Source organism: Streptomyces sp. NPDC088706 (assembly GCF_044752765.1).
Taxonomy (GTDB): domain Bacteria; phylum Actinomycetota; class Actinomycetes; order Streptomycetales; family Streptomycetaceae; genus Streptomyces.
Genome location: NZ_JBIVLW010000003.1, coordinates 663,587 through 688,047 on the forward strand (window position 1 = coordinate 663,587; position 24,461 = coordinate 688,047).

A 24,461-nucleotide genomic window follows, 5' to 3' on the forward strand; every position below is an offset into this window, starting at 1 on the left:
ACGAGAGGATTATGACAGAGACCTGGCCACCCGACGGACTGATCGGGGGATCCACCACCGTCACCCTGCGGCTAAGCATGTTCGGCCCGGAGCGGTACCGGTGCCCGGCGTCCGACGTGCTGAAGGCACGCGGGATGCGGCCTCGCGTACGGCCCGCCTGGAAACCTGAGGTGCTGGATCCGTTTTCCAACGGCCCGTTCATGGCTGCGGCCGACGAGCTCGATCGGCCAGCGGACGAATCGTTGTCGAACCCGCCGAGCGGAGGTCGACAGCGTCCGCTGCACGATGGGGTGCGCCAATGGACCGAGCATGCGCTACTGATGTACCGGAAGGCTTTTCCCACCGAATCGGAACCGAATTCGGCCCTACGCCTCGCTCCCAGCCCCTGGGTCTACAAGCATCAGCGAGCGGCCGGCGGCGGTCAGGCCGCCGTGGAATACCGGATCACGGCTTGGGGTCGCTGCTTGGAATCCCCTGACGGTCGCCGGCGAGAGCTGCGCCTGCCGGTGGTCAAGCGCCTCCGTACGCGCAGCGACACAGAGCGCGCGATAGCCGCCCTTGTCGCGGCCGAAGGGAACCCTGATCCACGACTGGAAGAAGTCAGGGTCGTTCAGTTCGCCCTGTCCGACGGTCACACGGCTCCGATCTTCGAAGGCAGCCGGGCCGAGGCACTGACCTTGTACCGGAAGGACGGGGCGCCCGCTGTCCGCGCTCTGCTCGGCAGCCAGGAATACCGCCCTGGTACCGCCTGCGTCTCGTGTGCTATCGCGCCAGTGTGCCCGACGCTTCCGAAGACCGCGGGCTTATTGGGGACGGCCGACCGAAGTCAGCCGCGGCGCAGTTGGTCCTCGACCACCGGGCGTGGCCACCAGAGTTGCCCGGCCCGCGGCTACCTGCGCGGTCTGCGGCTCCCGGCTGATGACACCGTGGAGCGGGGCGCCGCTGCCGAGCGTGGGCGGGCGTTGCACGCCTTCCTCGCCGAGCGGCACGACCGGCAGTCGCGCACGCCCTGCACAGCTGAGATCCCGACGGACTGGGTGCCCGAGGGGTACCGGCTCCCCGATGAGGAGCGGCAGCTTGGTGCCGATCTGCTGCGGCACCATGCTGAGGTCTGCCCGCTGCACACGGCCGAACCGAAGTCGGAGATCCGGATCGAGCCCAGGATGGCCTTCGACGACACCGCAGCCGACCTGCTCGTCCTGGCGGAACCCGACCTGCTCTACAGAAGCGAGGGTTCATGGGTCTGGCGGGAGACTAAAACTTCTGCCAGTGACCGGCCTCGCCGCGACCTCATGGCTGCCTACCCTCAGCTGGCCCTGGCCGTGAAGATCATTGGCAGCGGCGTACTTTCCGGCCCGCAGGCCCGGGGGCGGGTCGAACTGGAGCTGCTGCGCCCCGCCGGAGCCGATCTGCGCACCATCGATCCCTTCGCACCCGCGACCCTTGCCGTCGCCGAAGCGGTGCTGCGTGAACAGGTCGAAGGCTGGCATACGGAGACGCTGTTCGAGGCAGTGCCCGGCCCGGAGTGTGCCCACTGCGAGGTGGCGAGGTGGTGCTCGGTGCGGCAGTCGCAGCAAGTGGGCTCAGAGGAGGGCCAGTGACCGAGGACAGACAGGCCATTGCTCTGCTGGCCGCAGTGGCCCGTGGCGTGCTCGAACTGACCTCGATCAACCGGTCCGCGGCACTCCGGCTCCCTTACCCACCAGGAGTTCAACTTGTCTTGGATCAAATGGTGTTGTCGGGAATGACCCGCAGCCATCCGATTCCCGCCGGAGTACCGGACCTGATGCGTTGGTGTCGAGAACGAGGGCCGGAAGAATGGGTGCCAGGGTTACCGGACGAATTCCTGACCGTTGGCACCCGCCTGATTCACCCCGAGGCGGGTGAGCCTACGCGGACCTGCGTCGAGCTGGCCTCCCTCGGCCCGTACGGTGTGCCGGAGCGGGAGGCCGAAACACTGCTCGCCGAACTCGCCGCTGCCTGCGGCACTGTGGAGCGATTCGCGGTGTGCCGAGACTTCCTCATCGACCGGCCGGTCATGCTCCGTCCTGATCCGATGCAGCTGATGCAGCCGGCCGTGGCTCAGGTCTGGAATCTGGTCAAGGGACTCTACGGTCCTGTGCCCGACCGCTTCTCGGACGCCGGGCTGGTGCACTGCTGTCGCGATTGTGGGCTGCTCGCCAAGTACGGCACGGCCGGGCGCCCTTGGTGTGAGGGTGGCTGTTCATCCGGAGACCGTGAACTCGAAACGTCCCAGGATGCCCAGTCGGCCCTTGCTCTTCCCTTCGCGCTCCGGCTTTTCCTGGCACTTCCCGGGCGCACCGAGCAGACAGTCCGCTCCCGGCTCACAGAGCAGGTCCAGCTGCTCCCACTGGGGCTGGGCGTCCATCGCGTCACCAGCCCGGACGGAACTCTCCGGGTCTTCCAGGTTTATGACCGAGAACAGCCGGGCCTGGCCGCTCTGCGGGCGGCGGAGGTCGCCACGCTGCTCGACGGACCCCTGGACATCGTGATGCCGGACGCCATGGCAGGGCGCCCCGGATGTCGCCGACGCTTCAACCTTGCCCTACCGGTGGGAGCTCAGGTGCGCCTTGTGGCCGCGAGCGATTTCACAACACCGGGACCAGCCCATCGATCGAGGGGGAACCGTGCGTAGTACTTCCCAGTCCCTGCGCGAGGTGGTCGTTCCACTGTCGGATGCCGCCCCGAAGATGAAGACTGCCCGGCTCGTCTCCTTGTGCGAGATCGAGGTGGGGCTCCTCCTCCAAGAGACATTCGCGGCAGAAGCGCCGGCAGAAGACGCCTGGACACTGTTCAGCGGGTACCCGTTCGCACGGGCTTGGCGAGCCGTCGATGCTGTTGGCGAGCGGACTATCCGCACAGCCCGGCACACGGTGTGGACCTGGGGTCGGCGTAGGGCGTGGACCGAGGCACTCCAGGATTACCAACTGCTCGACAGGCAGCTCAGAGGCTATGAGGTCGCCGACCTGAGTCTTCCAGCCGTCCGTCGGCGTTCGCTATCGGTGGCGCCGGACCGCTGGGACGCCTATGAACGGCTGCTGCGCGAGGCACCTGCTTTCGCCGGACGGCCCATGGTGATCGCGGCGGCCGGGCGGCACACCTTCCCGATTGGACGGCATCAGGCCACCGTTCAGCTGCCCGAGTCAGCCCTTCTCTCACCGGTCGAACATGATTTCGCGACACTGCCGGCGAACGGCGGTAAGCCACTGTCCTTCCTGTGGGGCGACCTGCTGGAGACAGCGGCGTTCATGGATTCCGTGAAGTCCGAGAACTGGGCAGGGCGGCTTGGGGCGGTCCACCTCTTCACCCGCCAAGCGGACGAGTTCCGGTGCGCGGACCGCTTTGAGGTGCGACGGATCCAGCACCTGCTGGGCATCGTCGGCGCCGGTAAGAGCACCCTGCGAGACGTGCTGGCGGTGCACATGGCCCAGCAGGGCATGCGGGCGACCATCGTCGTCGGGGACGTCGCGGAACAGCTCAAGGTGGTGGAGAGGTACAACACATACGTGCCCCGATCTGCCGCGCCGGTTCTTGGTGCTTCGGGCCGCCAGCGGCACGCCGAGCGACTGCACCGGCGGTTGGCTGGCCGTGGCAGACGCAACCTGCTCGCGCACGACGATCCGGCGTTCGCGTACCTGAGCACGACCTGCGCTCTGAATGCACTCCGATACGCAGAGGGGCAGCTCGCCGACGATCTGCTGGGATTCGGCGAGGCGCCTTGCGCCCGATTGCAGAAGCCCAGCCGCCGCGATCCCGCCGGTGACCTCTGGGAACGGCGGCAGTTGGCCTGTCCTTTCTGGTCCGCCTGTCCCCGCCACCACGGAGCCCGAGAGCTGGTCGGCGCGGCCCTATGGGTTGCCACACCGTCCAGCCTGGTGGATTCCAAGGTGCCGCACCCGCAGAACCCGGAACGCGTCCGGTACCTCGAACTCGCCTGTCGGCGCAGTGACCTGGTGATCATCGATGAGGCGGACCGGGTCCAGATGCAGTTGGACCGGATGTTCGCGCCGGCCATCCCGCTGATCGGCGGTGGCTCCGACACACGGTCCTTCCTGCACGATGTCAACCAGCACCGTATCCGTGAGTTGGCCGGTGCCGGCGGGATCCAGTTGTCCGACCGTGACGTGGAGAACTGGTCGGCGGCCGTCAACACCACGCAGACCGCCGCCGACCGCCTGGTGGCCATGCTCGTCCGCGATGTGGAACTGCGGAACTGGGTCAGAACTGGGTACTTCAGCGCGTGGACGCTCCAACTCCGCCTAATGGAGGAGCGGTATCCGCTCCCGGAAGATCGTGAGGGGACTCCGGCCGAGGCATTGGGACCCGCGGTCGGACATCGGCACCGGGCTCCGCGGCTTCGACTCACCGAGATCCTCGACGCCTTCCGGGAGAATCCGTTCGGCGACCGGCAGCGATACACCGAGGATGGCGTGGAACTCACCGCCTTGCTGGGCGAACTCCTGCACACCAACCGGCGCGAAACAACCCGCGAGCGGCTGGAGGGGATGGTATGCCGCCTTTTCGCCCTGGATCCGCTGCTGGAGCCCACGGCCGAAGCCTCTGAGCAGTACGAGGAGCTGCGCCACCTCGCGGCCGCCGAGCGGCCCCGGCCGCCGCAGCCTCCTGGAAAGAGCCGCAAGATGGCCAGGCGGCTGAAGAAGGAACCCCTTCCGGAGAACTCTGATGACTGGCTCAAGCTGCTCGTGACCCGCTTCGAGTTCACCATGCTCCTCAGCGCCCTGGAGCCCAGGCTTGCCCTGATCAACGCCATGTGGCCGCGTGTCGCGTCAGCGCTCAACCTGGGTTTCAACGAGATGTACCGCAGGCCGCTCGACTACGGACCCATGGTGCCCGAGGCACCGATGGGCAATGTGATCGGCTTCCAGTTCCTGATGGACAGCCCGGATCACGGTGGAGTGCGCACCGGGGAACTGAGGTTCTTCCGGTGCAGCGGGGTCGGCCGGGAACTACTTCGGGAGATGCCCGACCTGCCGACGGTGGATGGTCGCCCCGGTACCAACGTCCTGTTGATGTCGGGTAGCAGTTGGGCAGGCAAGTCCAGCCGCTATCACATTCCGGTGGACATAGGCGTGATCATCGAGCCAGGCCCGGAGGACCTGGACCGGATCGCCGAACAGAGTGAGTTCCGCTTCGAGTTCATCCGCAGCGGCTGCGGATGCCGCGCGGGCTGCACCTGCGATGGACAGTACGGGGCGCAGCGACTCTCCGGCGAGCCACTCGATCAACGGCAGGAGATTCTGCGCCGGATGGCCGTCGCCCTCGGCGACGAAGACGCCGGAATCAGCCGTCTCCGGGAGGAGTTACAGCGCCTTCCGGAGAGCCGCCGCCACATCCTGCTGCTCGTCGGCAGCTATGAGGAATCCAAAGTCGTGGCGGACACCCTGCACACCCTCAATAGGCGGTGGAAGGACAGGGTCCGCCGGCTGGTGTCGGACGACGATCCCGAGGCCGGCGTCTTGGGGGAGGGCGACGAGCACCACGCGCCCATCCTGCGCCGTGGCGACGTCGAGACGCTGGCCAGTACCCGCGCCGAGATCCTGGTGGCGCCGCTACTAGCTGTCGAGCGCGGACACAACATCCTCGACCTAGACCGCGAGCACGCCGCGATCGGGTCGATCTACTTCCTCGCCCGACCCAACCCGCGCCCCGACGACCTCGGCCTCGCGGTACACGCGATCAACGACTGGATTGTGCGGGCCATGAGGGGCGGGGCGTTCGACGAATGGGTACGAAGCGAGCCCAGCCTCGGTCTCGGTGCCCGCAAGGTCAGGGATCTCGCTCGATCTCAGTGGTACCGGGTGCTCGCCCGGAGCATGGCATGGAGTTCCCTCGGAGATGACCGGGAAGCGATCACCTGGGACCTGCTCGTACTGATCTGGCAGGTGATCGGCCGTTCCGTGCGTGGTGCGGTGCCTACCAGGGTCGCCTTTGTCGACGCCGCATTCTCCCCTCATCTGGCCGTTGGAGGGGCGTCCCAGGAACCGGACACTCCCAAGAGCAGCCTCCTGCACAGCATCCACTCCGTCCTTGAGCCCTACTTCACCCCCGGGGCCGACGTGCCTGCCGACGATCGTCACATCGTCCGGGCGCTCTACCGCCCGATGTGGACAGCCCTCGACCGCTGCCTCAATCCATCCCCCAATGAAAGGAACACCGCGTGTATCACCTGATCAGTACCACAGCCTATGAACCGGATGTGGACAGGGAACCCTGGGCTGAGCAGTACCGGGTCATCAGCTTCCCCGAGGAGTGGCGGGCCGAGTTCATGGACCTCTACCGACGGCGATGGCGCCGCCGGGAACAGCCGACGGCCTTGCCGATCAGCAAGCTCAACGACCTACTCCGAGCCACCGCTCCGGGCCTGGTGGCCACGGGCAGGGGGGCCGGCAGCAACGCCGAGGTCCCGTGGTTCTATGCGTCCGAGGAGATGCCCGCGGAGCTGATCTCTCCGCTGCTGGCCTCCTGGGTGATGACCCTGCCGCCCGGCACCGATCCCGACCCTGAGCGCATGGCCGACCACCGGGCAGCCCTCGACCGGACCCTTGCACTGATCGACGACCACACCCCGCAGTGGCGCACTGAGTCGGTGGACCTCACGGCTGCGGATCACTCTCCGGGCGGCACCGCCCAACCCGACCGCAGGCTCTATCAACTGCTACCCGAGCGGATCGGTGCCAGGCTTGCCTCCTCCCCACTTCGCCTCAACGGCGTCGACCTGTCCTTCCGGCTGGTCACCCGCGACCAAGGAGTTGAGCTGGTCAGCTGGCCACCACGGTCGTACGCGAAGGGAAAACGCACATGGTTCTACTCAGGACTGGTGACCGTCACCGTTCAGACGGTGCCCTTCGCCCCACGGTTCCGCGTGCATGTCTCATACGGGATCCGTCGCTGGGCCACAGGATCGCCCGTATGGCTGCCGGAAGGGCATGGTGCGACCGTACTGCTCGACGCGCCGCTGCCGTGGCCAGGTGTCCACGGCCCGCGCCGACGGCTCACAGCCAATTCCCTTGCCTACGACCGCAGCCTCGGGATGCTCGCCTGGAGTCGGCAGAGTCTGGTCGGCCTGCTGCCCGAACTGGACGTGACGCGCGCCTACCCCAAGCCGTCTGATCTGGTTGCCGAACCGGTCGGGTGGATCGAAGGACAGAACGGGGTTGCGGCCGGCATCCTGCACAGCACCGCGATGGGGCGGCATGGTGTCGGCGCCGGGCTCATGCCGTTGGAACGCTCGCTGCTCGACCACTGGGTCGAGGAAGGCATCGGCCCCTTCCTGCGCCGGGTACCTGAGCTTGAACGCGTGCACCGGAAGTCCAAGCCCGTCCTGCTGCCCACCTCCGCGACGAAAGACCAGGCGGAGCAGGAGAAGCGGACCCGGAACCGAATCCAAGCCCGCCGGGACGCGGTGCGCGCGACCCTCGACGGGCGGCCGCTGTTGGTGGACGTACTCTGGCAGACCGAGGAGACCCGGGACGCTTTGGTCGCGGCGCTTCGCGAGTGGCTGGGCCTCTCTGCCGGATCCTGCGGAGTGGATGGCGAACACGACTGGCAGGACGGCGAGCTGCGAGTCAGGTTGCGTACCCGTCCGCTCGGGACCCTGGGCGCCCCACTCGAGGTCATCCGGAAGTCCGGCCACAAACGAGCGCAGGCGCTCGCTCAGGCCGTACGGGAGCGCGCTGCACGGACGGCTGGCCACTTCGTCCCCCCATCGGCCTCGGAAGGGCTGGTGATCGTGGAGACGCTCGGTCCCGAGCGCTTCCCAGTCCGGGACTCCGATCCCAAGTCTGCACTCCGGCTCGGTTGCGCCGTGGCCCGTCGAGTCAGCCAGTTCATCGTGGTTCCGGAAGACTCTGACGGGGCCGTGGCCCATCGCGCCAAGTCCGCCATAGCCGACGGGATGCGCCAACTCGGTGCTGTGGTCCCGCCGGACCAGCGGCTGGACGACAAGCTGGCGGATGGCCTTCAGTACCTGGCGCTCTGGTACGTCCGGTGCCAGGCAGACGGTCCGACCCGACAGGCGGGACAGCGCTTGGTTGCTCTCCGCATCCGGCCACGCGATCCTGTACATCCGGTGTGTGGCTGGGACGACACCCGCAAAAAGTGGCTCCCATACGCCCAACTATTGCTTGCCCTCGCTGCTGACGAGTTCACGTCGGACCACCCGACGCAGACCCGATCAGCCCGGGCCTTCTCCACCCAGGATGAGCGGCGTGACGAGGTCGAGCGCCAGGTCAGGTCACTGCTCTACCAAGTACGCGATCGACCGACCCTGCTCCTGGTAAACAGCGGCAACCTACGCGGGGTATGGCCCGGCCTGAACAACGGACAACTGGTCAGGGACATGGTGACTTTGCACGGGGAACAGCTGACGCGGCTCGCGCTCTATGGAGGCGGCTTGCGAGCGGTGTTGATTCGGGACGCCAACAGTCGCGGCGAGACGCCCGAGTGGTATGCGCCCGGCGAGACCGACGAGGAGCCGCCAGGGTTCTCCGCTGGCCTCTGGGCCGCCCGCGAGGCGAGCCCGGACAACCGTGTGTTCGTCAGCACCGTCGGTAAACCGCCGACGGCAGGCACGGTGCGGCGCGACCTACGCAAACTGGTACCCGACAAGGACTGGCCCCACGGCCCTGCGGCTACGGCCTGGAATCCACAGGCATTGGAACTCACCGTGCTGGGATGTCTGTCGGAGGCAGCTCTGGCTGCGGGGGGAAGCCCCGGCGCGAAGCCAGAACAACCCGCAGTAATTGCGGCAGCCGTCCACCAGCTGCGCTTCCACGACGAGTACCACCCGCTTGCCCGGCCGCTCCCGCTGCACCTGGCGAAACTCGCCGAGGAGTACTTCCTACCACTGGCTCCAGCCCCGGCAACCGAGCAGGTCGACGAATAGACGTTGCTGAGTCGGAGGTGCCGTGCTAGCCCTCCTTGTGCCCATTGCCGCACAGAATCGCTGCTCTGGCTGCCCAAGCCAGAATGCTCTGCCCTCGCATTGATAGCCCGAGTCGATTCCAGTGAAAGATCACGTGGTAGCTGAGCACCTGTCGCAGCCCGCGGTCGAGTGTTCCGTCTCGAACGCCGTCGGCGAGGGCTTGGCCGGCGTTGTGAAATGCGGCGACCCACTCGGCGACAGGTTCCAGTGGGCCGCCGGGGCGCAGCAGGACGTCACTGTCGGCGAGAAGCAGAGGACGGATCTCCTGGACTCGGGCGTCGAGCTGTTCCGGCGGAACGTCGCTGACGGCCGAGCGGTGTTCCGTCGTGATGACGCGGTCCCAGACATCGCCCTGCTCGTACCACTCCAGTCGGGCGGCGCGCATCATGATCGTGCATAGGAGGACGGACAGTTCCCTGGGCCCGACGGTGAGATCGTCGCGCTGGCGCAACAGCTGGATCTCTCGGCTATCGGTGACGAACAGGGCGTGCGCGGCCGTCATGCTGGCCTTCCCGCCGAACGCCGGCGTCTCCGGTTCGTAGATGCCGGGCCACCAGCGCTGAAGGTGTCCGTCGGAGACGAGGCGGTCGAAGCCGTCCCCGATCGTCAGCTTGGCGCCGCCCGCAGGCTGGACCCGGAGGAGGCGCAGCCGCCAGCAGGGGTGCTTTCTGGTGTACCACCAGCCGTCGATCGCGCGGGCGGCTTCCGCCTTGCGCAGGATGGGCAGGACGTGCGTGGTGAAGGTGGTGTCGGCGTTCGGCCAGTCGGTGAAGTGGAGGTACGTCTGCCACCAGTCAGTGATGGCTGCGTGGCGGGCCAGGGCTTCTCGGCCGGCCTGGTCGTAGACCGCGACCGCGTCGGAGAGGACCACAGGGTCTATCCGGTACTGCTGCACCGCGTCGGCGAGCGGCAGGCCGTTCAGGACGGCGAGGACGGCGTGCTGCGTCGGACTCGGCTCGGTTGTCTGGATCAGTTGATCAAGAGACATGTGTCCCATCCAGTGCTCGGCGCCTGCTGCGAGGCGAGCGTGGTGAGGGCGAGTGCGGTGCCGGCGGCGCCGTTGATCAGGCCGGGATCCGAGAGGGAGCTGGGCCGACCGGATGCGGCGAGGGCGTCACCAAAGCGTTCCGGGAGGGCGTGAAGCCGCGGGTCGAGAGCGTCTGCGGCTGCGCGGTGAGCGGTCTGGTAGATGCCCGCCCATCCATGGCAGAGACCGCTGTCGGTGACCAGGGCGAGTTGCGCGGGATCGGACAATGTCCGGTACAGGGCATCCTCGTAGAACTTCTGGAGCATGGGTGAGCGCAGGGCGATCCCCGCGAGCTGCCCTGCCCGTGCGATGCCTGTTGTGCCGTAGCACCAGCTCGGACGGGCGGGGGCGTCGTGATGAGGCTGACCGCGGTCGAGGTCGCGCCGGGAGATGTGCTCTGGCCACCACGGGCCGGAATCGCCGTGCTGACACCAGGCGTCGAGGTGGGCGCAGATGGTGAACATGGCGTCCTGGTGGCCATCGACGGTGACGCCTCGGCGCATGGCCTGGGCCAGGAGGAGGAGCGGGCCTGTGATGCCGTGGGCCGCGCCGAAGTTGCCGTGCCCGCCCGGGAAGTGGGGCGACTCGCCGCGCGCCGGGTCATGGCGGACCCACCAGCCGGGCAGTCCGCGCCCGTCAGCGGCGAGCGGCCGGGTAAGGGCGACGAGGTACTGCAAGATCCTCTCCAGGGCTGGGCCCTCGGGCTCGGTGCGCAGGAGGTAGGCGCCGATCCCGGTGAGGCCGTAGAAGAGGTCGTACTCCGCGAAGCTCGGCACGTCTCCCCTGCCGACGCGGGCGAGCGCGGCGTCCACGCGGCGGTGGGCGAGGCCGGTGATGTGCTGGTGCAGGGTCGTGCGCGCCGAGGCATACAGATGCCGGTACGCCGGGGGAACGGCGGTGAGGACGAAGCCGACGGCCGGGGCGCCGAGGAACAAGCCCGCCTGGTCGGCCGCGCTGATGGGGCCGGAGGCCGCACTCGTGATCCACCGGTGGGCGGAACGCCAGGAGCCGCCGTACCTGCTGGCGATCTCGATGTGTAGCAGGCTGATTCCGGCAGCGCCGTCGGCGAGCGACTGCACCGCCCAGGGCTCCTCCGGGGGCGGGGGAGGAGGCTCAGCCAGATCAGCTGTGTACTGCTCCAAGATTGTTGCGGCGGTGGTTGCCAGCGTGGTCATCGGTCCGCCATCCGGTGCTGGAGGGCGGCTGTTCGCACGAGTCGAATCGTCGTCTCCTCGGTGCGCGGATCGACGACAAGAGCTCGGACGTGGTGCTGGTGCAGCAGCGACCGGGCGACGTCGAGCGGATTACGTTCACTGACCAATGCGGTCCGGTAGAAGTCCACGGCGGAGGCGCGGGCTCGCCACGCTTCGGCGACCTGCCTGCCCCCGGCGAGGGACGCGAGCGCAGAGGCACCGTTCGGCCTGGTGAGTTCGAGCACCTGGCCGCGCAGGGTCCGGTCCAACCGTCCTGTGCCCTGGGGGAGGTTGCCCACCAGCCACTCTTCGGCCGCCGCAGCGTTCGGTGCCAGGGGAGTGACGAGGTGCAGGGCGCTGGCGGCGGCGAGGGCCTGTGGGGCGAAGGCATCGGTGCGCTCGGCGAGCTGGATCTGCGCAAGGGCGGCGGCGGAGTCCGCGGCGAACACCTGGTGCGCGGCGTCCATGGCCGGCCCGTGGCCGAAGCGTCCGGTCTGCGCCTGGTACGGGGCCAGGGCGAGTCCGGACGCGAGCCCCATCGTGTGCAGGCTGTCGGCCCACGCGCGGACGTGCTGTGCGCCGACTTCGTACGAGTCCGGCGACAGGAGCAGGATGAGGTCGAGGTGCTGGTCGGCGTCCGGCCGGGCCATCTCCCGGTGCCGGGTGAACCACCAAGTCGGCGGCTCCTCCCCGAACGCGGTGAGCAGGCGGGGGAGCTGGTGGCTCAGGATCTCGTCGTAGCGGCGCGGATGGGCGTGGAGTTGTGCGTGAAGAACGTCGCCGCCGCCCGGCAGATGCCGCTGGGCGCCCGGCGACGTAGTGGAGCGCGGCCGGGGCACGTACGCGGTGTCCGGCTCGGAACGGCCCAGCGAGAGCCAGATCTCGTGTGCCCGTCCGATCCAGCCGTGGGCGTCTGCGTCCGGTACCTCGCGCAGCTCCACGCGCCGGGCGTTGTCGAGGTGGGCGCGCAGGACCCGGAGGTGGACCGGGTGGGACAGGTCGAGCGGGAGGCGCTGGTCGTACTCGATGACGGCGACCTGCATCGGGACCCGCAGCCGGTCCCGCCACGCAGTGAAGGCGTCTGCCCACTCCTGCCTCGGGGCTTTCCGGCCGGGCAGGTCTTCCGCCATCAGTAGCCATCGCGCCTGCGTGAGGATGGTGCGGCGGTAGCGCACCCGAGGGAGGTAGGGGAGCCGAGAACCGGCGCCGAAGTCGAACGGCTTGTATGCGGCGTACCGCCCGCTGGCCACCTCGGCCAGGAACCGGGCCAGCGGCGGGGTCTGAGTTCCGCCTTGCAGGGCATGCAGCACCCGCACGTCGATGCGCCGGCCGGTGGAGAGCTGCACGAGATGGAAACTGCGCGGGTCGGCGGTGACGGCGATGTCGGCGAGCTGGATCGTCGTCTCGTCGCGCTCCTGGTGCCCGGACAGCTCGATGATGTGCGGCAGGAGTCGCGATGTGCGGGTGATGTTCTCGTTGCGGTGCCGACGCGGTGGGAACACGAGCTGCGCCGTGAGGCGGTCCGGTGCCCCGCGATAGCTGGTGGCGAGGGCGTCTTGGTGCTCGGGCGGCAGGACGTGGGCGAACCGGCCCGCCATGCTGCTGCCGGGGCGGGGCGCCGCCGTGAGAAGGAGGTCGAACGTGCCGCTGGACAGCGCCCGGGTGCTGGAGGCGTGGATCTCGAAGGCGGCCTCCACTCGGGGCACGAACAGCCGCTCGTCCGTTCCGGCGGCCTTCTCCAGGGCGTGGACCATGTCGTCTGTCAGCCGCAGTTCGTCGCGGCCGTCGAGGAGGACTTGCTGCATCAGCGAGAGCAGCAGCTCGTCGCGGTCGGTGCGCACCTTCAGGGAGGCTCCGCGTTCGGAGCCGACGTATCCGGCGGGCAGCCCGAGGCCGCTGTCGGCGACCAGGTCCATCACCGGCACCAGGGCGCCGACGCCGTACCGGGCCCGGAACCGGCGATGGTAGTCGCGCCAGTGCTGATAGCCGTAGGGCTGCGGGGTGGTCCGGTAGAGAGCTGACACGGCTGCCTGCGCTTCCGCGATCACGGCCTGCGGAAGCTGGGTCTCGCAGTCGAGGGCGGTGTCAATGAGCAACGGTGTCGGCGTGACGGTGGTGAGGGCGCGCATCCGCGCGACGATGGCGCTCACGCTGGCGTCGGAGAGCGTCGGCTGGTGGGCGGATACCTCGTCGCATAGCGCGTACAGCTCGTGGACCAGGTCCCGCACGTCGGGGATGCTGTCCGCGTCGTGCTGTTCCAGTTCGTGGCACAGGTGCTGGAGGGGGTCCACGGTGGTCATGGGTGCCCACAGGCTGGTGATGAGGAACTGCTGCTCGACCAGGCTGGTGAGGAGCGCGTCGATCTGCTCCGGTGTGGCCTGGGGGAAGCTGTCGCGCAGGTGGTCGTACAAGGCGCCGTAAGGGATGGGCGAGCGGGCGGCGTCCATGGCGGCGGCCACTGGCCTGGCATTACGGACGGATACCTCGACCGGGGCCAACAGGACGGCGTGCCCGTCGGAGGGCGGGCCCGGCGCCACGAGCCGATCGCCCCGCGTGCGGGCGGCGTTGTTGGCGACGAGCGGGAGCCGCGCCAGTAACGCGGGGATGCGCTGGAGTCGGAGGACCATGTCGGTGACCCACTCGGAGTCCGGCCGGATCAGCACGCGGTGCTTGTCGCGCCACCGCGCGCTTGCCCTGGGCCCGACCGTCACCGGAGCGGTGCCGGCGAACAGGCCCAGCGGGGTCGGCCGGTGTTGCCACCGCAAGAGGTAGGAGACCGTCGATACCGCGGTGCGGCGGACGTGACGGGGCTCGGACTGCCGGCCTTGGACGACTGCTTCGATAGCGTCGGACAGGACGGGGGTCGCCAGCTCCAGCGCGTTGCGGAAGCCATCGCATTCCCAGACGCGGTTCAGCCACCCGCGAGTGACGGCCACGTTGTCCAGGTCGAGGGTACGGGGGATGTCCGCCGGCCCGGGGCTGGTGGTGGCGCGCAGCATGGCAGCGCCCTGCCATCGGTAGTCGGCGACTGCTCGGGAAACCATGGGGCCCTCCGTCTGGCGGGGCGGGTGAGGAGCCGGTGGGCCGAGCGGAACACTTCGCTCGGCCCACCGGCAGGGAACGGCCTGGATCAGGCCGGGTCCTCCGTGAAGGAGCCGCAGGCGGAGGCGCCGGTCGCGCAGGTGGTGCCGCAGCCGTCGCCCGTGGAGCACATGAGCTTGCCGTACGCGTGCTCGGCGATGACGACCTTCACGTCCAGGGGTGCGAAGTCGTCGTCCAGGCCCGCCAGCGGGGCGGGAGGGGCCAGAGTGGGGCTCGTCATGTTCGTGCCTTTCTTCTTGGTGTCCGGATGGTGTGGAACAACCTGGCTTCCGGCGTTACGCCGAGGGCCAGGAGAGCGAGACCCGGCTGTGCACCTTGTCGATGACCCGGTCGGCCGGGATCTGGTCATCAGAGGTGTTGGCCGGATAGACCCGGATGACCGGGCTGGGGCCCCCGCGCCGGCTGGCCTCCCAGTCGCGAAGCACGTCGGCGACCTGGTCGGCGAACTGCTTCGCGTTCGGGCCGAGGGTGTGCACGCCGTATTCGATGTGCTTGTTGTCCTCGGTGCGGCGGGTGACGAGGTAGGCGAAGGTGTCGTCCTCGACGGCGGCGAGGGCGAACCGCTTGTTCACGGGGGCGACCAGGCCCGTGTCCATGTCCTCGTCGACGGCCATCGTGCAGAAGCCGGGCAGGCTGATGGCCAAGGCCATCTGGAGGGTGTCGATGAGTTCCGAGAGGCCGATGACGACGCCTGTCCACAGCTCGTGGCGCGGGAACGTGACCACGTTGTCCAGTCGGTGTGGGTCGGCCGGTAGCCCGTCATCGAACTTCAGCCCGATCTCCGGTGTGCCGTTGACGAGAAGAAGTTCTTCCCGGTGGGCTGTCGAGCCCTGCATCGGGACGAAGCCGCAGATGAGCGCCGACATGCTCTCCAGGTACGGGCCGTGTTCGCCCGTGATCTGGGTGAAGGCGACCGACCGGGTCAGGCCACGCATCCGCAGCGGCACCACAAGTCGACCCCCCTGCTTGAGCTGCGCGGTCCACGCCGGGGCGATGTCCCAGGCTCCGGCGGTCACCATGACGACGTCGACCTCGCCGAGGCCCGGAATGGGCTCGGCGGCGTCGGCGGTGTGGACACGCACCCGGTCGTAGCCGTGCTCGTCCAGGAGCCGGTGCGCCCGCTCGGTGACGACGGGGTCGATGTCCACGGTGACGACCTCGCCGTGCTCACCCACGAGCTCGGCGAGGTAGGCGGCGTTCAGCCCGCCCGAACCGATCTCCAACACGCGCATGCCGGGCTTCACCTGGGCCTGCTCCAGCATCATCGCCTGGATCTGCGGGGCGGAGACGGAGCTGAGCTGCACACCGTGCTCGTCCGTCTTGGTGATCACTGCCGCGTACGTGTCGTACGCCTTGTCCAGCGGGGTGTCGGGAAGGAACGCGTGCCGAGGCACCTTGCGCATGACGGCTTCGATCTCCGGGGAGGAGATGCCGCCGCCCGCGCGCAACTCGTCCACCACCTTGTTCCGGAGACGGGTCGCTTCGTCGGGCTCGACGGTCGTGTTCGTCATGGACTTCCTTCAGTCGTACGTATGGGGGATGCAGGCCGGCGTCGCGTGGCGGATGGGCCGGGGAAACCGGGGGGGGGGGAGAGCTCGCTCGGTTCTCGTCGGCTGACCGACGGGGCCGCGCTGGAAGGCGAGTTGGGAGGACCACGCCCGTGGAGGGCGGCCCGGCGGGCCGGTTCGTGGCGACCAGCACGCCGGGTGGCTCGCGGGTGGCAAGGGGCGTGCGTCACTCGACATCCTTGATGTAGCGGGCCTCGATCAGCACTTCGATCAGGTCAGCGGTCACGAAGGCGAGACGGCGGGCGAGTCCGACAACCTGCCGATAGCCAGCCGGAGTGGGCTCCTCCAACAGAGGAACTCCTCGCTCGACAAGTCGGGTCATCTCGGCACTGGGCGGGAAGCTGTCGTCAGCCACCGTGATGTCGCTGAGCTGTCTCAGGTGTCTGCGGAGGCGGCCGAACAGGGCGACAGCCGTTGCAACAGGTGGCGGCTGACTGCCGATCGCCGTGTCGAGATCGTCGAAGACCTCCTCGATGTCGAGGGGTTCCCACGCCCGGAACCGCTCCAGCACGAGCCGTAAACCGTCCGCGTCGAGTGGTGGCGTCCACTCCTGGGCTGGAGGTTTCGGAGCCACTGCGGTGCTCACCGCTCTCTCCCCGCCGGAGTCTCGACCACAGCCCAGGTGACCTTGCCCCACGGGTGCGTGTCGTAGCCCCACTGCGAACTCATCGCCGCGACCAGACTCAGACCCCTGCCGCTCTCAGCGTTCAGGTCGGCTGTCTTCAGATGGGGAGCGTCGTGCGAGCGGTCGGAGACTCCGATGCGGACGGCACCGTTGCTCGGACGCTCGATGTGGATTCGCGACACCGGGGTCTCGGTGTGCTCGACGGCGTTGGCCAGCAGTTCAGTGACGATGATCTTTCCCCAGCCGGTCACGTCGTCGTCCATGCCCCAGACCGCCAGCACCTGGGAGACGAAAGCGCGGGCGAGGCTCACGGACTCACGTACGCAAGGCACCTCTGCGGCGTAACCCGGGGAGCCGATCGCATTCGGTTGAGCGACGGTCATGGTCACGAGGTCTTTCCCTCCTGCTGGGGTTCCCGGTCCGGGCAAGCAAGGCAGGACCGGGCTTTCCTCCGTGCCGCCGCACCGAACCCGGCTTGGCGACCGATGACCAGTCAACGAGCGACGAGCGCAGCGCAACAGGAAGAGTCCCGGATTCTGCACGTCCACCAACCGGAAGACTTTACGTTTCCATTACCGGGCTCTAGGTGTCATCGTGACGGTGGTATTACGTTCGGTGCATGGGAGGGAATTTCGTTCTTCAGGAACGACTTGATCAACTCGGTCTGACGCAGGAGGAGTTGGCGGCACGCCTGAACGCCGCGCTACAGGAGGTCACGGGTCGGCCTGGCGACATCTCCTCCCGGACGGTCCGCAACCTGCTCAACGGATCAAGCCGACGCCCAATCGGACGCACTTGCGCCGCACTTGAGCGTGTGTTCGGCTGCCCCGTGGCGGACTTAGGGTTCAGCGCACCCAGCTCCATGCAACATCCCCCGGAGGGCCCCGTGCGGCGTCGCGACTTCATCGCTTCCACCACCGGGACGGCAGCCGCAGCCGTTCCCGTGGTCAAGCAACGTCGGTCGGTGGGCATGACGGACGTGGCCCGAGCATCGGCCAGCATGGACCAGCTCGTGGAGGCCGACGACCGCCAAGGCGGGCACGCCTCCCTGGCGACCGCAGCCCTCGAAGCTCGCGCCAAGGTGCTGGAGCTTCAGCAGCGGAACGCCAGCGAACGTGTACGTCGTGCCCTGTACGCGCTCGCGGCCGAGTTCACCACCGTCGCCGCCTGGTCGTGCATCGACCTACGTGACCTGGACAAGGCCCGGACGTACCTGCACGAGTCGTCCACGTTCGCCGGCCTCTCCCAGGACCCGCCCACGGCCATGCGCGTGTGGGTCAACATGGCCATGCTCGCCTATCAGCGGAAGAACTGGCCGGAACAACTCGCGGCAGCTCAGGCGGCCAACGCCTCCCCAGCTGCCCGCCGAGATCCGTTCTTCGGCTCCATGGGCCGCGTCCGTCTCGCGCTTGCCCACTCGTCGCTGGGAGACCTGCGGGCCGCTCGCCGGTCCTTGGGCGCAGCGCAGGAGAACTACCGGAAGGCGGCCGAGGACGAACGCCCCCGGTGGACTGCGTTCTATGGGCCGGCAGAACTCAACCACCTTGCGGCGATCATCCTCAACCACAACGGGGAGCCCGCCGAAGCCGAGGCGATGGCTCACCGATCCCTGGCCAAGATCCCGGCGGCATTCCAGCGCAACCGCGCGTTGGCCACCTGCCAGCTCGCCCTGGCACAGCTCCGCCAGGGCGAGCCCGAGCAGGCCACGGCGACCGCGGCCACCGTCTTCACGATCATGGAGGGCGCCCCACTACCGGGGCGCATGCGCACGCTGATCGGAGACTTCCACCGAGACCTGTTCCGGCTGGCGCCGTCGACGACGTACGCCCGCGACTGGGCAGACCGCATGCGAGATGAATGGAGCCGAACGTGACCAGTGTGATCGACCTGCGACACTACGGACAGGGAAGCCTCCCCGAGGGCTTCAAGCAGATGCTGATCGACGTGCACGCCGACGCCTACGTCGATGCGATGGACAACGAGTTCAACCAGCGGTTCCCGTGGTTCGTCGATCACTGGTCAGCAATGGACGGCTTCACCTGTGTCGTCGCCTTCGACGGCGACGCGCCGACCGGCTTCGCGTACGGCGCCCCGCTCCAGCCGGGCCGCGAGTGGTGGCGTTCCACGGCCTTCGCGCCGAACAACGGGTACACCGCGACCTACGCCGTCTCCGAGGTCATGGTGCGCCCGCAGTGGCGGAGGCAGGGGATCTCGGAGCGGCTCCACGAAGCCCTGCTGAAGGAACGCGGCGAAGACCTTGCGGTGCTCCTGGTCGACGTGACGCACCCGAAGGTTCAGGACCTGTATGAGACGTGGGGCTACGAGAAGGCGGGCGAGCAGCAGCCTTTCGCCGATTCCCCGGTGTACGCGGTCATGGTGAAGAGACTGCACCCCTGAGCAGCCAAGGCCACCCTTCGTGGGGTGTTGCTTGCTGGCCCGGCGTGCGACCACCGTCCGCTGAGGGCTGCCGTCACGTTCCTATCTGAAGCGTGACGGCAGCTTCTGAGACGGGAAGGACTACGTCAGCGACTTGGGCGCACGCGTTTCACGTCGAGCGGCTGTGCCTGGATCGCTGGAGCGGCAGGTGTGCCCGCCTCGCGGCCAGAGTTTTGGTGCGAGCGCTACGGGTTGCCGCGCTCCGAGCTCGCTGGCTGATTGGCTCGGCGGTGGCGGTTCGTAGGCGCCAGACCGGGACTTCGGCTGGCCGGTCCGCAGTGTCGAGTTCCCGTTGCCCGGACAGGTCGGCCAAGGTCTGGCGGGGCGGTGTGCCGGCGGACTCGGCTCGGGCGAGGGCGGTGGACAGCGCGGGCCTAGCCGGGTCGGCGGGGATGCGGTGCGCGTGCTCGGGGATCGTGGCTCGGACGGCTGCGGCGAGCCGATCCTGTGCTTGGGGACTCGGGGCGCGTGCGGTGAGCTGGGCCAGGGCCGGCCGGGCGGCGTGCTGTTGGGCGGATTGGAGGTGGACGAGGGACTGCTGGGCGGCTGCCGCCTGCTGCGCGTGACCGGGCTGGGCGTGTCACGTGGTGAGGGTGATGAGCAGGAAGACGGCGGAGGCGAGCGCCGCGGCGACGAAGTCGCCGTCCTTGGCGGTAGGTGCGGTCAGCGGCGTCCTTCCGGCCTGGCGCAGGGCGTCGGCGGCCCGATGCTCGGCTCGGGTGGCGGAGCGGTTGGCGCGGTTGAAGGCGATGGCTGCCGCTTGCAGTTCTGCCCGGGGCTGGCGCGGCGCCGAGACTGCGGTGTTGTGCAGCAGCTCGGCGAACGCCGCGCCCTGAGCCTGCACTGGGCGTCGGTCTCCTATTCTGCCGTTCCGCTGTTGGCCCTGGTGACGAGGTTGTAGGCGGCGCGCAGCTCCCCATCGGCGTGCCGCCAGGAGTCGCCTGCGTCCGCACAGCTCGTGTGCAACGCCGTGGCCTGCCCCGCAACCTTGTCATCCGCCGGGCCGAAGCGCTCGCGGAGCCGGTTCAGGGACGGGTCTGGCGCGAGTGCGGAGCCGCTGTAGAAGACGGGCTCGCCCTTGGTGTCGGTGTCGTCGGCGGTGGCGAGGCTGTAGCCGGTCACCTCTCCGGTGACGGGATCGAGACGGGGGACGAGGGCCCCGGCACATGCATGTCACCGGACCCATGCTGAAGCCGGACCCATGCTGAAGAACGTCGCGCAGCAAGCCGGGGACGCACTCCGGGGTACCGCGCCGGAGGCGAGCGAAGAGGTCGGAGATGTCCGAACGAGGGCCCCTCGGACCGCAACTGAGACGGAAGATCACGAAGAGCCCACCGCCTAGCGGCGCGTGACTGAGACCGGTCCGACTCGGGCCAGCACGCGAGGAAGGCCCTGACCAGTCGAAACGGGTCAGGGCCTTCTTCGTATTGCCCGGTGAGAGCAATGGCGGAGGATACGAGATTCGAACTCGTGAGGGGTTGCCCCCAACACGCTTTCCAAGCGTGCGCCCTAGGCCACTAGGCGAATCCTCCGCCGCAAACAATACAAGACGTTGGAGGGTGCTAGCGAACACGTTCCCCGAAGATCGTCCGGAGAGGCCGGGCAGGTCGTTCGGTGGGGTGGGCGGGTGGACCGGATGGGGTGGGGATCCGCTAAGGTGGGCGTCAGCCCCTCACGTGGCGCTATCTGACTGAACTCCCCCAGGGCCGGAAGGCAGCAAGGGTAGGTTGGCTCTGGCGGGTGCGTGGGGGGCCCTTTGTGTTCCGGGGGTTTCCGGGATCCGGTGGGCCGTACGTCCTGGTCGGGGCCCTGCGTGGGCCGTGTGGGGCCGGTTGTCGGTCCGCCCCGATAACCTCGTAGGTGTGTCGTCCCTTGCGCTGTACCGCCGCTACCGCCCCGAGTCGTTCGCCGAGGTCATCGGTCAGGAGCATGTCACTGACCCGCTCCAGCAGGCCCTGCGGAACAACCGGGTCAATCACGCGTACCTGTTCAGCGGGCCGCGTGGCTGCGGAAAGACGACCAGTGCGCGCATCCTCGCCCGCTGTCTGAACTGCGAGCAGGGGCCCACGCCGACCCCGTGCGGGGTGTGCCAGTCGTGCCAGGACCTCGCGCGCAACGGGCCGGGGTCCATCGATGTCATCGAGATCGACGCCGCCTCGCACGGTGGTGTGGACGACGCCCGTGACCTGCGCGAGAAGGCGTTCTTCGGGCCCGCCTCCAGTCGCTACAAGATCTACATCATCGACGAGGCCCACATGGTCACCCCGGCGGGGTTCAACGCCCTGCTGAAGGTGGTCGAGGAACCGCCGGAGCACCTCAAGTTCATCTTCGCGACCACGGAGCCCGAGAAGGTCATCGGGACCATCCGGTCGCGTACGCACCACTACCCGTTCCGGCTCGTTCCCCCGGGGACCCTGCGCAGCTATCTCGCTGATGTGTGCGGCAGGGAGAAGAGCCCTGTCGAGGACGGTGTCCTGCCGCTCGTCGTGCGCGCCGGGGCCGGGTCCGTGCGTGACTCCATGTCCGTCATGGACCAGCTGCTGGCCGGCGCGGGCGACGACGGTGTGACATACGCCATGGCGACCTCCCTCCTCGGGTACACGGACGGATCCCTGCTCGACTCGATCATCGACGCCTTCGCGGCCGGTGACGGGGCCGCCGCCTTCGAGGTCGTGGACCGGGTCATCGAGGGTGGCAACGATCCTCGTCGGTTCGTGGCGGATCTCCTGGAGCGGCTGCGCGACCTCGTGATCCTCGCCGCCGTGCCCGACGCCGGGGAGAAGGGGCTCATCGACGCGCCCGCCGATGTCGTCGAGCGGATGCAGGACCAGGCCTCCGTCTTCGGCGCCGCCGAGCTCAGCCGCGCCGCCGACCTGGTCAACGACGGGCTCACCGAGATGCGCGGCGCCACCTCGCCGCGCCTCCAGGTGGAGCTGATCTGCGCCCGGGTCCTCCTCCCCGCCGCCTTCGACGACGAGCGGTCGATGCAGGCCCGGCTCGACCGGCTGGAGCGCGGTGCGTCCGCCGCCGCTGCCGCCTCGTTCGCCGGACCGCCCGCAGCGGCCGTCCCGATGGGGTACGTCCCCGGGCCCGAGGCCCAGGGCCACGCCCCGCAGGCAGCCCCCGCCGCCCCCGCAGGTCCGGATGCCGCCCGTGCCGCCGTACGGGGCGAGGCGTCGGCCCCCGCGCCCAGCGCCTACGCGCCGCCCGCCGCCCACGCCCCGGCCGAGCCCGCCGACCCGCAGCCCCCGGCCACACAGCCCCCGGCGGCGCAGCCCCCGGCCGAAGCCCCGGCGCAGCGGCCCGGGTCCTGGCCCACCGCGGCCGGTGGTGAGCAGGCCCGGCGCCCCGGCGGCTGGCCCACCGCGTCCGCCCCCGGCAGCGGCCCCGCCGCCCCGCCCCCCGCCGCCCCCGCACCGACCGCTCCCGCTCCCGCGGCCCCCTCCCCGGCCGCCCCGGCGCCGGACCAGGGCATGGTCCACGGGGCCGGCCAGGTCCGGAACATGTGGCCCGACATCCTGGAAGCGGTGAAGAACCGGCGTCGCTTCACCTGGATCCTGCTCAGCCAGAACGCCCAGGTGACCGGGTTCGACGGCACCACCCTGCAGATCGGCTTCATCAACGCGGGCGCCCGTGACAACTTCGCCAGCAGCGGCAGCGAGGAAGTCCTGAAGCAGGCACTCGCCGAGCGGTTCAACGCCCAGTGGCGGGTCGAAGCGGTCGTCGATGCCTCCGGCGGCGGTGCGGCGCCCCCGCTCCCCGGCGGTGGACGCCCCCCGGCCCCGCAGTACCAGCCCGCCCCGACGCCCTCACCCCATACCCCGACCCCGACGGCGTACGAGGGCAACCCGGCGCACGCCCCCCAGCAGCACACGCCGCAGCAGCCCCCGCAGGCCGCCGCCTCGTCGTACTCCGCGCCACCGCCGCAGCAGCAGGGCCGGAGTACGGCCCCGTCGGCCCCCGAGCCCTCCCACGGGGGGTACGGGTCGGAGCCGCCGCGCTCCGTCGCCCCGGAGGACGACACGGCGGAGGCCGACGACCCGGATCTGGTCGACTCAGCCCTCTCCGGCCACGAGCTGATCGTCCGCGAGCTGGGCGCCACCGTGGTGGAGGAGTTCACCAACGAGCAGTGAGCCGGTGGGACCCGAGCGGCGCAGGCCGTCCACGGACCGGCGGCCGTCCGGACCCGCCGCGCCCGGCGGCTAGGCTGCATCCCGTGAAGGTCCTCGTCATCGGCGGCGGCGCCCGCGAACACGCCCTGTGCCGCTCTCTGTCCCTCGACCCCGATGTCACCGCTCTGTACTGCGCCCCCGGCAACGCCGGCATCGCAGAGGTGGCCGAACTGCACCCGGTCGACGCGCTCGACGGTGACGCCGTCGCGCGCCTCGCGGCCGAGCTGGGCGCCGAGCTGGTGGTCGTCGGCCCGGAGGCGCCGCTCGTCGCCGGGGTCGCCGACGCCGTGCGCGCGGCCGGCATCCCGTGCTTCGGCCCCTCCGGCGAAGCCGCCCAGCTGGAAGGCTCCAAGGCGTTCGCCAAGGACGTCATGGCCGGGGCCGGTGTCCCCACCGCCCGCAGCTACGTCTGCACCACCCCCGCGGAGATCGACGAGGCCCTCGACGCCTTCGGCGCTCCGTACGTCGTCAAGGACGACGGCCTCGCGGCGGGCAAGGGCGTCGTCGTCACCGACGACCTCGCCGTCGCCCGCGACCACGCGCTCTCCTGCGACCGCGTGGTCATCGAGGAGTTCCTCGACGGCCCCGAGGTCAGCCTCTTCGCCATCACCGACGGCACCACCGTGCTCCCGCTCCAGCCCGCCCAGGACTTCAAGCGGGCCCTGGACGGTGACGAGGGCCCGAACACCGGCGGCATGGGCGCCTACTCCCCGCTCCCGTGGGCCGACCCCAAGCTGGTCGACGAGGTCCTCGAAGGCGTCCTCCAGCCGACCGTCGACGAGCTCCGCCGCCGGGGTACGCCCTTCTCCGGGCTGCTCTACGCAGGCCTGGCGATCACCTCGCGCGGGGTGCGGGTCATCGAGTTCAACGCCCGCTTCGGCGACCCGGAGACCCAGGTCGTGCTGGCCCGGCTCCGGACCCCGCTGGCCGGTGTCCTGCTCGCCTCCGCCAACGGCACCCTGGACGTGCTCCCCCCGCTGACGTGGCGTGACGACGCGGCGGTCACCGTCGTGATCGCCTCGCACAACTACCCGGACACTCCGCGCACCGGCGACCCGATCGAAGGGCTCGCGGATGTCGCGGCGCAGGATGCGCCGGACGCGTACGTCCTGCACGCCGGGACCCGTGCCGAGGGCGGAGCGGTCGTCAGCGCCGGCGGCCGGGTCCTGTCGGTGACCGCGACCGGCAAGGACCTCGCCGCGGCCCGTGAGCGCGCCTACACCGCGCTCGGCCGCCTCCGCCTCGACGGCTCCCAGCACCGGACGGACATCGCCCTGAAGGCCGCCGGAGGCTGATCCGCCGGCCACCGTGCTCCACCCGGCCCCTCGCGCCGCCCCTCGAACGCCACCGGCGTACGCGGGGCGGGCGCGAGG

At 69.4% G+C, this 24,461-nt stretch carries 17 protein-coding genes, 1 tRNA gene, 1 other RNA gene and 1 pseudogene; 10 read left to right on the top strand and 10 right to left on the bottom strand.

Annotated elements, in window-relative coordinates:
• Positions 1-11 precede the first annotated feature (11 nt).
• From ACIQAK_RS12470 to ACIQAK_RS12485, 4 genes are read left to right on the top strand one after another with little or no spacing between them, the layout of a single operon-like run.
• Positions 12-1,601 carry a PD-(D/E)XK nuclease family protein gene (locus ACIQAK_RS12470; protein ID WP_366392671.1) on the top strand — a complete coding sequence of 530 codons (1,590 nt, stop codon included), beginning with the start codon at positions 12-14 and terminating at the stop codon, positions 1,599-1,601.
• Positions 1,598-2,656 carry a hypothetical protein gene (locus ACIQAK_RS12475; protein WP_366392670.1) on the top strand — a complete coding sequence of 353 codons (1,059 nt, stop codon included), beginning with the start codon at positions 1,598-1,600 and terminating at the stop codon, positions 2,654-2,656. Before ACIQAK_RS12470 ends, ACIQAK_RS12475 begins: the two co-directional genes overlap by 4 nt.
• Positions 2,649-6,212, top strand: a complete 3,564-nt coding sequence (locus tag ACIQAK_RS12480; RefSeq protein WP_366392669.1) for a hypothetical protein — start codon at positions 2,649-2,651, stop codon at positions 6,210-6,212. The genes ACIQAK_RS12475 and ACIQAK_RS12480 overlap by 8 nt, the downstream gene beginning before the upstream one ends.
• Positions 6,200-8,926: a pPIWI_RE module domain-containing protein gene (locus ACIQAK_RS12485; RefSeq protein ID WP_366392668.1), complete on the top strand. Its 2,727-nt coding sequence runs from the start codon at positions 6,200-6,202 to the stop codon at positions 8,924-8,926. Before ACIQAK_RS12480 ends, ACIQAK_RS12485 begins: the two co-directional genes overlap by 13 nt.
• 25 nt (positions 8,927-8,951) lie before the next feature.
• Here ACIQAK_RS12485 and ACIQAK_RS12490 read toward each other — a convergent pair whose 3' ends face one another.
• The 7 genes from ACIQAK_RS12490 to ACIQAK_RS12520 all read right to left on the bottom strand — a co-directional run bounded on the left by ACIQAK_RS12490 (position 8,952) and on the right by ACIQAK_RS12520 (position 16,863).
• Positions 8,952-9,953 (bottom strand): thiopeptide-type bacteriocin biosynthesis protein, encoded by a 1,002-nt coding sequence (locus tag ACIQAK_RS12490; protein ID WP_401848006.1) that lies wholly within the window; start codon positions 9,951-9,953, stop codon positions 8,952-8,954.
• Entirely contained in the window at positions 9,935-11,167 is a 1,233-nt protein-coding gene (locus ACIQAK_RS12495; protein ID WP_366392666.1) for a lanthionine synthetase C family protein, read from the bottom strand. The genes ACIQAK_RS12490 and ACIQAK_RS12495 overlap by 19 nt, the downstream gene beginning before the upstream one ends.
• Positions 11,164-14,229 carry a lantibiotic dehydratase gene (locus ACIQAK_RS12500; RefSeq protein ID WP_366392665.1) on the bottom strand — a complete coding sequence of 1,022 codons (3,066 nt, stop codon included), beginning with the start codon at positions 14,227-14,229 and terminating at the stop codon, positions 11,164-11,166. Before ACIQAK_RS12500 ends, ACIQAK_RS12495 begins: the two co-directional genes overlap by 4 nt.
• Positions 14,230-14,315: 86 nt before the next feature.
• Entirely contained in the window at positions 14,316-14,507 is a 192-nt protein-coding gene (locus ACIQAK_RS12505; RefSeq protein WP_366392664.1) for an FxLD family lanthipeptide, read from the bottom strand.
• 55 nt (positions 14,508-14,562) lie between these two features.
• Entirely contained in the window at positions 14,563-15,798 is a 1,236-nt protein-coding gene (gene fxlM, locus ACIQAK_RS12510; RefSeq protein WP_366392663.1) for a methyltransferase, FxLD system, read from the bottom strand.
• Between the two features lie 223 nt (positions 15,799-16,021).
• Positions 16,022-16,441 carry a DUF6415 family natural product biosynthesis protein gene (locus ACIQAK_RS12515; protein WP_366392662.1) on the bottom strand — a complete coding sequence of 140 codons (420 nt, stop codon included), beginning with the start codon at positions 16,439-16,441 and terminating at the stop codon, positions 16,022-16,024.
• Positions 16,438-16,863, bottom strand: coding sequence for an ATP-binding protein (locus ACIQAK_RS12520; RefSeq protein WP_366392691.1), 426 nt, complete (start codon positions 16,861-16,863; stop codon positions 16,438-16,440). The genes ACIQAK_RS12515 and ACIQAK_RS12520 overlap by 4 nt, the downstream gene beginning before the upstream one ends.
• 236 nt (positions 16,864-17,099) lie before the next feature.
• Between ACIQAK_RS12520 and ACIQAK_RS12525 the strand changes: the two are divergent.
• The 3 genes and pseudogenes from ACIQAK_RS12525 to ACIQAK_RS12535 form a co-directional block, all read left to right on the top strand.
• Positions 17,100-17,309 (top strand): annotated as a pseudogene (locus ACIQAK_RS12525) (helix-turn-helix domain-containing protein); the annotation flags it as partial.
• A gap of 171 nt (positions 17,310-17,480) precedes the next feature.
• Positions 17,481-18,353: an XRE family transcriptional regulator gene (locus ACIQAK_RS12530; RefSeq protein ID WP_366392690.1), complete on the top strand. Its 873-nt coding sequence runs from the start codon at positions 17,481-17,483 to the stop codon at positions 18,351-18,353.
• On the top strand, positions 18,350-18,877 hold the full coding sequence (locus ACIQAK_RS12535) for a GNAT family N-acetyltransferase (RefSeq protein ID WP_366392661.1): 528 nt from the start codon (positions 18,350-18,352) through the stop codon (positions 18,875-18,877). The genes ACIQAK_RS12530 and ACIQAK_RS12535 overlap by 4 nt, the downstream gene beginning before the upstream one ends.
• Positions 18,878-19,496: 619 nt before the next feature.
• On the opposite strand, the gene ACIQAK_RS12540 is transcribed toward ACIQAK_RS12535, so the two are convergent.
• From ACIQAK_RS12540 to ACIQAK_RS12550, 3 genes are all read right to left on the bottom strand, one after another.
• Positions 19,497-19,760, bottom strand: coding sequence for a hypothetical protein (locus tag ACIQAK_RS12540; protein WP_401847971.1), 264 nt, complete (start codon positions 19,758-19,760; stop codon positions 19,497-19,499).
• A 14-nt stretch (positions 19,761-19,774) separates the two neighbouring features.
• Positions 19,775-20,038, bottom strand: a complete 264-nt coding sequence (locus ACIQAK_RS12545) for a hypothetical protein (RefSeq protein WP_401847962.1) — start codon at positions 20,036-20,038, stop codon at positions 19,775-19,777.
• Positions 20,039-20,360: 322 nt separating this feature from the next.
• A tRNA-Ser gene (locus ACIQAK_RS12550) sits at positions 20,361-20,448 on the bottom strand.
• A 131-nt stretch (positions 20,449-20,579) separates the two neighbouring features.
• Here ACIQAK_RS12550 and ffs point away from each other — a divergent pair.
• From ffs to purD, 3 genes are all read left to right on the top strand, one after another.
• An RNA gene (gene ffs, locus ACIQAK_RS12555) (signal recognition particle sRNA small type) lies at positions 20,580-20,676 on the top strand.
• A gap of 102 nt (positions 20,677-20,778) precedes the next feature.
• Positions 20,779-23,049 (top strand): DNA polymerase III subunit gamma and tau, encoded by a 2,271-nt coding sequence (locus ACIQAK_RS12560; protein WP_366392198.1) that lies wholly within the window; start codon positions 20,779-20,781, stop codon positions 23,047-23,049.
• An 83-nt stretch (positions 23,050-23,132) separates the two neighbouring features.
• Positions 23,133-24,383: a phosphoribosylamine--glycine ligase gene (purD, locus tag ACIQAK_RS12565; RefSeq protein WP_366392199.1), complete on the top strand. Its 1,251-nt coding sequence runs from the start codon at positions 23,133-23,135 to the stop codon at positions 24,381-24,383.
• Positions 24,384-24,461 lie beyond the last annotated feature (78 nt).